The sequence below is a fragment of the Kitasatospora sp. NPDC088548 genome, from assembly GCF_044753005.1.
In the GTDB taxonomy this organism is placed as follows: Bacteria; Actinomycetota; Actinomycetes; order Streptomycetales; family Streptomycetaceae; genus Kitasatospora.
This window is the reverse complement of record NZ_JBIVMI010000012.1, coordinates 213,851-224,103: the sequence shown is the minus strand read 5'-3', so window position 1 is coordinate 224,103 and position 10,253 is coordinate 213,851. Positions and strand designations below refer to the sequence as shown.

Sequence of the window (10,253 nt, the reverse complement as noted above, 5' to 3'; positions counted from 1 at the left end):
CTGATCGCGGGTCTCCAGCACCAGGCGCACCGCCCGCTCCCGGACCTCACTGGGGTATGGCTTCCTCATAACGGACTCGATCCTTCCAAGAGAACGAGTCTCGGTCAAACCCGCAGCGGTTCACTCGTTGTGGGACTGGTCGAGCCGCATGAAGATGTGGATCAAATCCACCATGTTGCCTTTGCGGAACTCACCCTCGGTGACGCTGACGATGGTCACGCCGAGGTTCAGCAACTCCACGACGATCGGGATCGCGTCGAGCGGGTCGAGGCGGGACAGCCGACTGATGTAGTAGACGATCAGCAGGTTGATCCGGCCTTCTCGGCACGCCTTCAACAGCTTCTCGAAGTCCGGTCGCTCCACACCGGTGAAGGCGGAGATCCCGAGGTCCTCGAAGTAGCTGATGGACACGGAGTTACGCTTCCGGGCCTCCTCGAAGCCCTTCATCCACAAGGACTCGCACGGCGGCGGCGGCCACCTCGGCGGCGGCGACACCCAGTGGATGACGGCCGGCTCCGGCATCCTGCACATCGAGACCCCGCCGGAGTCGCTGGTGCTGACCGGCGGCCTGTTCCACGGCATCCAGCTCTGGGTCAACCTCCCGGCGTCCGACAAGATGACCGCACCGCGCTACCAGGACATCCACGGCGGGCACGTCAAGCTGCTCTCCACCCCGGACGGCGGCGCGATCCTCCGGCTGATCGCCGGTGAGCTGGACGGCCACCAGGGTCCGGGCGCCACCCACACCCCGATCACCCTGCTGCACGCCAGCATCACCCCGGGCGCGCAGGTCACCCTCCCGTGGCGGCCCGACTTCAACGCGCTGGTGTACGTGCTGAACGGCGACGGCACGGTCGGCGCCGAGGGCCGGCCGGTCCACACCGGGCAGGCCGCGGTGTTCGGCGAGGGCGACACCCTGACCATCTCCGCCGACACCAAGCAGGACTCCCGGCACCCCAACCTGGACGTGATCGTCCTGGGCGGGCAGCCGATCCGGGAGCCGGTCGCCTGGTACGGACCGTTCGTGATGAACAGCCACCGCGAACTGGAGCAGGCCATGCGGGACTTCCAGTCCGGCTCGTTCGGCCACCCGGTCGACTGACCCGGCACCTCCCCCGGCCCTGTACGCCCAAGCCCTGAGGCCTCAGAGCACGGCGTACAGGGCCGAGGCGTCGTCGTGCGTCTTGCCGCGCGGCCAGCGCTCGCAGGCGGCGTCGGACCGTTCGACCGCCCGCACCCGGGCGATCAGCTCGGCCGGGCCCGACTCGGCGAGCAGCCGCAGCACGTCCGCCCACCCGCCGAGGCCGAAGCGCTCGGTGTAGCGCGCGGCTCCGTCGGTCAGCGCGGCCACCGCGTGCAGTCGGTCCAGGCCGACGAAGCCGGTCTCGGCGTGCTGGGCGGCCTTCGGGCCGGCCGCCGCGATCCACGGACCGTCGCCGGTGTTCCGCACGGCCCGGACGGCCAGCGCGTACTCCAGGTGCAGCGCGGCGCGCTCGACCGAGCCGGGAACGGCGGACCAGACCTGCCGGCGCAGCTCCTCGCCGTCCGGGAAGCGCTGGTTGTCGCCGATCACCTTCGGCGGGCCGTCCTTGGGCTCCAGCACCAGCAGGGAGTCCCCGAGCACCAGGTACTCCAGCGAGGCGCCGTGCCGCCGGGCCGCGACCACCATGGCCGCGGGCGTGTTGGGGTGGGCGAGGTCGCAGCGGCCGCCGTGCAGCGCGGCCGTCTCCACGATGGCGTCGGCCAGGCACTCGGCGATCGAGCGGTCCGCGCGGTCGGTGAGCCGGGCCAGCAGATGCACCCCCAGCCGGCGGACGTACCAGGCGGTGCCGTGGCGGCAGCCGGATTCCAGGCCGGGCGGCGTGCTCGAACCGTCGAGCAGGACGAACGCCTCCGGCGAGACCGCCGCGAAGTCCTCGTTCTCCCGGTCCGGCCGCTGTGCTTCCCCTGCGAGCTGTACCTGCATCCCGACAGTGTGGCCGCCGTCCGCCGCCCGTGCCCGGACCGCTGCACCGGTGTGGCGCCGACGACGGGGCACTGGCCGCCCGGCGTCCGGTGGCAGCCGGGGTGATTCGGCCATACCGTCGGATATCGAGTGGACAATTCGGCCGATCAGGGCCTGTCAGGTTTGGGATCTCCTTCGGGGGTTCCGGCGGCCCGGGACTGACGAGGAGCACGGGATGGTCTGGCAGTTCATCGTGTTGCTGGCCGCCTCGACCGGCTTTCCGACCGCCGCGCTGCTGTTCCTGATCGGCGGGCCGCGCTTTCCCGACGAGCGGCGCGACGGCCGCTGAAAACACCCGCGCAGGCGCTCAGGCCGCGGGCGTCCAGCCCGGGTCCCGTCCGAGCAGCGCGAGCGCTCGGTCGAACGGCCCGGCGGACCCGACGGACCCGGCGGACCCGCCCGGTTCGCGCCGCTCGCGGAACGCCCGCCCCGGCCCCCGGTCCTGCGGCTCGGCCGGGACCAGCTCCGCCACCGCCACCAGGGCGGCGGCCAGCGGACGGTCGGCCTCCACCGCCGCCACCAGACCCGACGGCGCCCCCAGGGCGGCCGCGACGTCCCAGCCGTGCACCAGCGTGTCGAGCAACTGGAAGCCGGCCGCCTGCCGCAGCGGGAAGGTGCCGCCGGCCCGGATCTCGGGCAGCCACAACTCCCGTCCGGCCGAGGCCGCCCCGGCGAACGCGGCCACCAGCTCGTCCGCCGAGCGCCGGAACGCGCCCGCCGGGTCGCCCCCGAGCTCCGCGTCCGCCCAGAGCGCGAGGTCCGGGCCGGCACCGCGCGCCGCCGCGGCGAAGCCCCGGTGCTGGCCGACCGCGTGCGCCAGCAGCCGGCCCAGTGTCCAGCCCGCGCAGGGCGTCGGCAGCGCCAACCGGTCCGGCCGGACGGCGTCGACCACCTCGGCGGCCAACTCCAGGGAACGGGCGTGCAGTTCGAGCACCTTCATGCGGATGCCACCTCCTGGCGCGCCGCCAGGAAGCCGACGGCGTTGTCGACGACGGCGGGTTCGGCGACGATCCTGCGGTGGCCCAGCCCCCGGGTGACCAGCAGTTCGAGCCGGTCGCCGTAGGCGGCCTTCAGCCGGTGGGCGTGGTCCAGGCCGACCACGTCGTCGCCCTCGTCGTGCACCACCAGGATCGGCAGCCCGATCTCCTCGGGCCGGCGGGCGGCGTCGAAGTACTCCCAGACGTCGTCGACGCCCGCGAACATCTCCCCGCCGACCCGGCGCCGCAGATCCCGTGCGATCCGGGCGTTCAGCCCGAGGCCGGCGCAGAAGGCGGTGGGCAGGCCGGAGAACTCGCTGACCCCGGAGAGCGCGACCAGCCGCCCGGCCCGCAGGCCCTCGCGCAGCGAGAGAAAGGCGGCGGCGACGCCGAGCGAGTGCGCGACGACGGCCTCGAAGTCGCCGTACCGCTCCTGGAGCCGCCCGGCGATCTCGCGGTACTCCAGCACCGTGGTGGCGCGGCCGCCGGATTCGCCGTGCCCGGGGGCGTCGAAGCCGACCGGGCTCAGGCCGAGCGCCCGCAGCCGCGGGACGTAGGCCGCGAAGCGGGAGGCCCGGGACTGCCAGCCGTGCATCAGCAGGACGGGCCGGGTGCCGTCGCCCCAGCGGTAGACGACCACGCGCTTGCCGTTGACGGTGAGCCGCTCGGTGGCGGCCTGCCGGTGGACGTCGCGTTCGCGTTCGCGCAGCCGGCCGCGCCGGACCGGGTGCCGGAACAGCTCGAACGCGCCGCGCCCGGCCAGCCGGGGAGCGAGCAGCGAGGTGGTGTTGAGCGTGGTGCGGATCAGTGCGACGGCCGGGTCCATGGGGTCTCCCTGTCGGGTCTGACGGGCGTGCCTGGGTGCGGGGGCCGAACTCGCGATGATATTAGCACGACCGTTCGTACATTTTTAGGGCCGCCCCCGGCCCTTCCTCCGCTCTTCCGGACCGGGCGGCACGGGCGCCCCGCTACCCTGGCGGCACGGAACACGACGAGAGACCGAGGTGGACGGTGGCCGGTTCGACCACGGACGGACGGGTCCTGCGCGGCGAGGAGACCCGCCGGACGGTATTGCGCCGCGCGGTCGAGATCGCCTCCGTCGAGGGTCTGGACGCGCTGTCGATCGGCCGGCTCGCCACCGACCTCGGACTGAGCAAGAGCGGGGTGTTCGCCGGCTTCGGCTCCAAGGAGGAGCTGCAACTGGCCACCGTCCGGGCCGCCCGGCGGATCTTCTCGGACGCCGTGATCACGCCCGTGGCGGACCTCCCTCCCGGGCTCGACCGGGCCCGCCGGCTCTGCGAGGGCTGGCTGGCGTACTCGCGGGCCAGGGTCTTCCCCGGCGGCTGCTTCTTCTTCGAGGTGACCGCCGAATACGACGCCCGCCCCGGCCCGGTGCGCGACGCCCTCGCCGCCTGCGCGCGGGAGTGGCACGCCCTGGTACTCAGTACCCTGGCGGAGGCCCGCGCGACCGGCGAACTGCGGGCCGACGCCGACCTGGAGGGGCTGGCGTTCTGTCTCGTCGCCGTCCTGGAGACGGCCAACTCACAGGCCGTGCTGTTCGACGAGGCGACGCCGTACGACCGGGCCGCCCTGGCCGCCCTGCGCCTGCTCCGGGCGGACGCCACCGACCCGGCGACACCCGTGCTCGCTCAGGGCGACGCCTACCGGACGCCCTGACCCGAGACCCCCCGGACCCGGCCCAACGCCCGTTCCAGCACGGCCGCCTGGGCCAGCAGCCGCTCGTCGGCGCCGGCCGCGCCGACCACCTGGAGGCCGAGCGGCAGACCGCCGGCCGCCGGCCCGGCGGGCAGGCTGAGCGCGGGCAGCCCGGCGTAGCTCCAGGGCAGCGACATCACGGCGTCGCCGGTGCTGTCCAGCCCGAGCGGCGCCGGCCCGGTGGCGGAGGGCGCCAGCCAGAGGTCCACCCCGGCCCGCCCGGTCTCCTCGGCGATCCGGTCGCGGAAGTGCTCACGGGCGCGCAGCGCCGCCTCGTGGTCCTCCCGCGCGACGCTCTGGCCGTGCCGGATGCCCGCCACCGTCTCCGGCCGGTAGAGGCCGCCGAATCGGGTGAACCAGTCGGCATGGCTACGGGCCAGCTCGAAGCGGTTGACCGTCTGCAACTGCCGGGTCAACTCCGCGATGTCCGGCAGCAGATCGACCTGGCGCACCGTCAGACCTGTGGCGGCCAGCAGCTCCAGCTGCTCCGCGAAGGCCTTCAGCGCCTCCGGCCGGGCCGCCTCCAGGTACGGTCCGACGGGCACCCCCAGCACCGGCGGCGCGGCCCCCTCGACCGTCCACCGGCCTTCGTCGGCAAGCCCGTTGCCGTCGGCCTGGCAGTCGCCGACCGGCCAGCCGTCGGCCCGCCAGCCGTCGCAGAGCAGCGGCGCGGCCAGCAGGGCGCCCGCCAGGTCGGCGGTGAAGAGGCCGAGGGTGTCGAAGCTCGGCGCGTTCGGGATCACCCCGTCCATCGGGATCCGCCCGTACGTCGGCCGGAAACCCACCACCCCGCAGTAGGCGGCGGGCCGGATCACCGAGCCGACGGTCTGGGTGCCGATCGCCAGCGGCACCAGCCCGGCCGCGACCGCCGCCGCCGAACCGCTGCTGGACCCGCCCGGGGTGCGCCCCAGGTCGTGCGGGTTGCGGGTCGGACCGGGGGCGCTGGCCGCGAACTCGGCGGTGACCGTCTTGCCCGCGACCAGCGCCCCGGCCGCCCGCAGCCGGTCCACCACCGCGGCCTGCGGCCCGGCCAGCACGCCCGGCGGCAGCGCCGAACCGGCGTGCGTGGGCAGGCCGTTCACATGGACGATGTCCTTGACGCCGACCGCCACGCCGTACAGCGGCGGCGCGGTCGCCGGGTCGGGGTGGCGGGCGGCGAGCGCGCGGGCCTCGGCGCGCAGCCGGTGGAGCCGCCCGGACTCCGGCAGGAACGCCCGGACCAGCGGGTCCACCCGCTCGATCCGGGCGCAGAGCCGGTCAACGTGGACCGCCAGGTCCGGGTCGCCGGCCCGCAGCCCGGCGGCCTCCCGGACCAGTGACCGGGGCCGGACCAGGGGCGTCTGCCTGCCGATCACGTCCATACCGGTCACGGTAGACCCGGCCGGTGCGTCACGGGTGCTCGGTGGCCAGATACGGCGTCTCGCGCAGGAAGTACGCGCCGCAGGTGTGGCAGCAGAGCTCGGGGGTCTTCCCCCAGTCCGCCGGCTCCCGCACGGGCGCGTCCGGATCGAGCTCCCGGCCGCACATCGCCACGCTCTCGGACGCCCGGACCATGTGCCAGAGCCGCACCCCGGCGGCCGGGCCGTCGGCGCCGTACTCGGCTCGCATCTGGTGCATCATTCCCCCATCGTCCGGCGGCCGTGCGGCACCGGCAACCGGGGGTGCGGACAACCGTTCGCGCCTCTCGGTGGTCTTCCGACCCGAAGACCGTCCACCGAACCCACCGTTGGAGCGATGACCGTGCGCACCTCCCGCCTGCTGGCCGCGTCCACGCTGCTCGTGCTCACCGTCGGCGCGACGGCCACCGGCACGGCGGCCGCCCTGGCCGCCGACGCCTCGCCGAACCCCACCGCCACCGCCACGGCCACCGCCGGTCCGTCGGCCACCGCGAGCCCGTCGGCGACCGCGACCGCCGGTCCGTCCGCCACTGCCACTGCCACTGCCACTGCCACTGCCACTGCCACGACCACGGCCACGGCCACGCAGTCGCCCGGCTCACCCTCCACCATCCCGGGCTGCCCGGAAGGCGTGACGCAGTCCCCGATGCCGGCCACCGTCACCGGACCGGCCGGTGTCCTCGTCCCGGGCGGGGAGGCCCAGGAGATCACCGCGGTGTTCGAGAACAGCAGCACGGCGACGATCGGACAGCTCGCCACCGCCCTGACGCTCACCGCCCAGGGCGACGCCGGCACGGTGCCGGCCGACTCCTTCGACCTCCGGCTGCGCGCACCCGGCTCCGACTGGAAGCCCGTCCGGCTCACCGGCAAGCCGCTGGACACCGGCACGTTCCAGCTCGCCCGGGGCGAGAAGCTCACCCTCCAGCTGCGGATCGCCGCCGGCCCGAAGGCCCCGCTCGGTCAGTACCGCTTCGCCTTCGCCGCGCTCACCGAGCCCCTGCCGTCCGGCTCCGCCCCGGCCCGCAAGTACACCTGCCCCCAGCTGACCGGCTCCGCCACCGGCACCCTCACGGTCGCCGACCGCGCCCCCGCCACCGGGGCCACCACCCCGGCGTCCACCGGCCCGGCCACCACGCCCCCGGCCGCCCACCTCGCCGACACCGGCGCCGGCACCGGCACCCGCCCGATCGCCCTCACCGGCGCCGCCGCCCTCGCCCTCGGCGCCGCCCTGCTGTTCCTCGCCCGCCGCCGCCCCCGCACCGAGGTCTGACCCCGGCGCCTGACCCCGGCGCCGCCCGCGGCGGACCGGCCGGGACGGAGCCGCGCTACGACACCGACCGGAGCAGGGTGTCGTCCGGCCACCGGAGAATCTTGTCGAAGCTCACGATCGCGCCGCGGAGGGGGTGGTTGCGGAGCTGGACGTGGTCGGTGAGGGCGTGGATGAGGAAGAGGCCGCGGCCGGACTCGGCGGTGAGGTCGGGGAGGGTGTCGAGGTCGACCGGGCGGAGGCCGGGCACCGCGTCGGCCGGTCCGCAGGACGGCAGGACATGGGTGTCGTAGGGGCGGTCGGCGTGGCGGACGCGGTGGCCGGTGAGGACGCGGGCCGGGACGGCGGCGCGGCCCCGACGGCTGTGCCGGTGCGCGGCCGGGCGGGACGGCGGAGCGGTCGGCCGGCGCGACGGCGGCGCGGACAGCACTGCGGACGGCAGGGGCGGCAAGGCCGGCAGGGACGGCGGCAGGGCCGAGGCGGGCAGGCCGGGGCCGGAGTCGGTCACCTCGATCCGCAGGCGGTCGCCGCCGATCGAGGCGGTCACCTGGAAGCCCTCGCCCGGTCGGCCGCCGGCCCCGTGCTCGACGGCGTTGGCGCAGGCCTCGCTGAGCGCGACCCCGAGGTCCTGGGCGATCTGCGGATCGACGCCCGCCGCCGCCATGGCGCCCAGCAGTATCCGCCGCGCCAGCGGCACGCTGGCCGGGTCGCGTTTGAGGTGCAGAGTCCACCAGATGTCCACGGGAAGTCCCTCCTGGCTGCGGCTCCACATACAACTAGGTATCTCCGGGCGTTCCGGTGGTGAACCGTGCCGAAGGTCCGCTACCGCCCGTTCGGCGGATGGACTGCCGCCGTGGTCTGTGCCGAGCGGCGCACGCGGGGGCGTGCACGCGGGACCGAACGGGGCATTCGTAGGGATTTCCCACCCTGCCCACGGGGGCGAGGCAGGCGATGAGATGATGGCCCGGCCATGACTGCCCTCGCCGCCGCCCCGCTCCCGGGCGCCCCCGCACCGGATGCGCCGGTGGGGGCCGCCGCCTGGGATCTGCGGCTTGCCCGGGCGGTGCCGTTCGCGCTGGTCTGCACCTTGATAGCGGCAGGCGGGCACGCGCTGGCCGGCGGCGGGAACGTCGCCCTGCCCGCGCTCGCGACGGGCTTCGCGGTGGTCCTGGTGCTCGCCGTGGCCCTCGGCGGGCGGGAGCGTTCGCTCACCGCCATCGCCGGTGCGCTCGGTGCGGGCCAGCTCGGCCTGCACGGCCTCTTCCACGCCTTCGGCGGCCACGCCGGCACGGCGGCCGGTGCCATGGCGGGGATGCAGCACGGCGGCTCCGGGCCGCTGACCCTGCCGCAGGTGGCCGGCCGGCTGATCTGCAACGAGGCCCGCCCCGGCACACTGACCGGCCTGCCCGGCAACCCCTCCGTCGAACAGCTGGTCTCCAGCGCGGGCCTGGACCCGCAGGCGTACGCCGTCGTGCCCTGGTGGCAGGGCGGCGTGTTCGGCATGACCTCGTCGATGCTCGCCGCCCACCTGGCCGCCGCCCTGGTGGCCGGCTGGTGGCTGCGGCGCGGCGAGGCGGCGCTCTGGCGGCTGCTCCGGATCACCGCCGAGGCCGCCCGGGAGCACTGGGCGACGCCGCTGCGGACGGCGTTCGCGCTGGTCGCGGCGCTGCTGCGCGGGCTGATCGGCACCTCAGGCGGCCCGGCCCGCCGGTACGGCGCACGGGGCGGGGAGAACCCGCCGCCGGCCGGTGCCGCGCTGCGGCACAGCGTGGTGCGGCGCGGCCCTCCGCTCGGCGCGCTCGCGTACTGACCCGACCTCGGTACCCCCGTCCGTACCGGGCTCCGGGCTACGCATCAGCCGAGCCGTAACCGCCCCACCCGGGCCTGCGGCCCCCCACGTCCCCCCGCCGCGCGGCCCCGCCGAGACACGGTTCGTCCGTGCCCGGGAGCGGGCCTGCCCGCCGAGCCTCCGAACGGAGCCCCCCATCATGCGTTCCCTTCCCACCCGCCGTATCGCCGCCGTCGCCCTCGCCGCCGCGACCTCCGTCGTGGTGCTGGCCGGCCCCGCCTTCGCCCACGTCACCGTCAACCCGGGCAGCGCCGAGCAGGGCGGTTACACGGCCGTCGACTTCCGGGTGCCGAACGAGAGCGACACCGCCGGCACCGTGAAGCTGGAGATCAACCTCCCGCTGGACCACCCGCTGGCCTCCGTCCGGACCCTCCCGCTGCCGGGGTGGACCACGACCGTCGAGAAGTCCAAGCTCGACAAGCCGATCAAGGTGCACGGCAGCGACGTCAACGAGGCCATCTCCAAGATCACCTGGACCGCCGACGCGGGCATCAAGATCGCCCCCGGCCAGTTCCAGGAGTTCCGCGTCTCGCTCGGCCCGCTGCCGACCGACACCGACACGCTGACCTTCAAGGCCCTCCAGAGCTACGACAACGGCGACATCGTCCGCTGGATCGACGAGGCGAAGGACGGCCAGCCCGAGCCCGCCAAGCCCGCCCCCGTGCTCAAGCTGACCAAGGCCACCGGCGGTGACGACCACGGCGTCACCGCCGCCCCGGCCGCGGCCGACAGCCACGGCATGAACGGCGGCAGCACCTCCTCGGAGGCCTCCGGCTCCACCGCCAAGAGCAGCGACTCCACCGCCCGGGTGCTCGGCGTGGTCGGCATCGTGGTCGGCGTGATCGGCGCCGCGTTCGGCATCCTCGGCCTGCGCCGCAAGGACGGCAGCGCCGCCTCCTGACCCTCGCACCGGCGGGGGCGGGGCCCCCCCCCCCGGGGGGGCCCCCCCCGGGCCCCCCCGCCCCCCCCGGGCCCCCCACCCCCCCCCCCCCCCCCCCCCCCCCCCGGGCCCCCGCCCCCCCCCCCCCCCCCCCCCCCCCCT

At 75.4% G+C, this 10,253-nt stretch carries 11 protein-coding genes and 1 pseudogene; 5 read left to right on the top strand and 7 right to left on the bottom strand.

The window, feature by feature from the left end:
* Positions 1-120 precede the first annotated feature (120 nt).
* A complete protein-coding gene (locus ACIP82_RS18105; protein WP_400654274.1) occupies positions 121-411 on the bottom strand; it encodes a recombinase family protein in 291 nt (96 codons plus the stop codon).
* Between the two features lie 31 nt (positions 412-442).
* On the opposite strand from ACIP82_RS18105, the pseudogene ACIP82_RS18100 reads away from it, so the two are divergent.
* Positions 443-1,102: pseudogene (locus tag ACIP82_RS18100) on the top strand (pirin family protein); the annotation flags it as partial.
* 42 nt (positions 1,103-1,144) lie between these two features.
* On the opposite strand, the gene ACIP82_RS18095 reads toward ACIP82_RS18100, so the two are convergent.
* The 3 genes from ACIP82_RS18095 to ACIP82_RS18085 all read right to left on the bottom strand — a co-directional run bounded on the left by ACIP82_RS18095 (position 1,145) and on the right by ACIP82_RS18085 (position 3,808).
* Positions 1,145-1,966 (bottom strand): integrase, encoded by an 822-nt coding sequence (locus tag ACIP82_RS18095; RefSeq protein WP_363605288.1) that lies wholly within the window; start codon positions 1,964-1,966, stop codon positions 1,145-1,147.
* A gap of 346 nt (positions 1,967-2,312) precedes the next feature.
* Positions 2,313-2,945, bottom strand: coding sequence for a TIGR03086 family metal-binding protein (locus ACIP82_RS18090; RefSeq protein WP_400654272.1), 633 nt, complete (start codon positions 2,943-2,945; stop codon positions 2,313-2,315).
* Entirely contained in the window at positions 2,942-3,808 is an 867-nt protein-coding gene (locus tag ACIP82_RS18085) for an alpha/beta hydrolase (protein ID WP_363605285.1), read from the bottom strand. Before ACIP82_RS18085 ends, ACIP82_RS18090 begins: the two co-directional genes overlap by 4 nt.
* A 185-nt stretch (positions 3,809-3,993) precedes the next feature.
* Here ACIP82_RS18085 and ACIP82_RS18080 point away from each other — a divergent pair, with 185 nt between their 5' ends.
* Complete coding sequence (locus ACIP82_RS18080; protein ID WP_363605284.1) at positions 3,994-4,659, top strand: TetR/AcrR family transcriptional regulator; 666 nt, start codon at positions 3,994-3,996, stop codon at positions 4,657-4,659.
* Here the strand turns inward: ACIP82_RS18080 and ACIP82_RS18075 are convergent.
* Positions 4,644-6,059, bottom strand: coding sequence for an amidase (locus ACIP82_RS18075; RefSeq protein ID WP_400654269.1), 1,416 nt, complete (start codon positions 6,057-6,059; stop codon positions 4,644-4,646). The two genes, ACIP82_RS18080 and ACIP82_RS18075, sit on opposite strands and share 16 nt — an antisense overlap.
* A gap of 28 nt (positions 6,060-6,087) precedes the next feature.
* Positions 6,088-6,318, bottom strand: a complete 231-nt coding sequence (locus ACIP82_RS18070; protein WP_363605282.1) for a hypothetical protein — start codon at positions 6,316-6,318, stop codon at positions 6,088-6,090.
* Positions 6,319-6,432: 114 nt separating this feature from the next.
* On the opposite strand from ACIP82_RS18070, the gene ACIP82_RS18065 reads away from it, so the two are divergent.
* On the top strand, positions 6,433-7,365 hold the full coding sequence (locus ACIP82_RS18065; protein WP_400654267.1) for an LPXTG cell wall anchor domain-containing protein: 933 nt from the start codon (positions 6,433-6,435) through the stop codon (positions 7,363-7,365).
* Between the two features lie 55 nt (positions 7,366-7,420).
* Here the strand turns inward: ACIP82_RS18065 and ACIP82_RS18060 are convergent, their stop codons facing one another.
* On the bottom strand, positions 7,421-8,104 hold the full coding sequence (locus ACIP82_RS18060; protein ID WP_400654265.1) for an ATP-binding protein: 684 nt from the start codon (positions 8,102-8,104) through the stop codon (positions 7,421-7,423).
* 228 nt (positions 8,105-8,332) lie between these two features.
* Here ACIP82_RS18060 and ACIP82_RS18055 point away from each other — a divergent pair, with 228 nt between their 5' ends.
* Together ACIP82_RS18055 and ACIP82_RS18050 are read left to right on the top strand one after the other, a co-directional pair.
* The gene (locus ACIP82_RS18055; RefSeq protein ID WP_400654263.1) at positions 8,333-9,172 is read left to right on the top strand and encodes a hypothetical protein; all 840 of its coding nucleotides are present in this window, start codon (positions 8,333-8,335) and stop codon (positions 9,170-9,172) included.
* A gap of 178 nt (positions 9,173-9,350) precedes the next feature.
* The gene (locus ACIP82_RS18050; protein WP_400654261.1) at positions 9,351-10,112 is read left to right on the top strand and encodes a YcnI family protein; all 762 of its coding nucleotides are present in this window, start codon (positions 9,351-9,353) and stop codon (positions 10,110-10,112) included.
* The last annotated feature ends 141 nt before the right edge of the window (positions 10,113-10,253 follow it).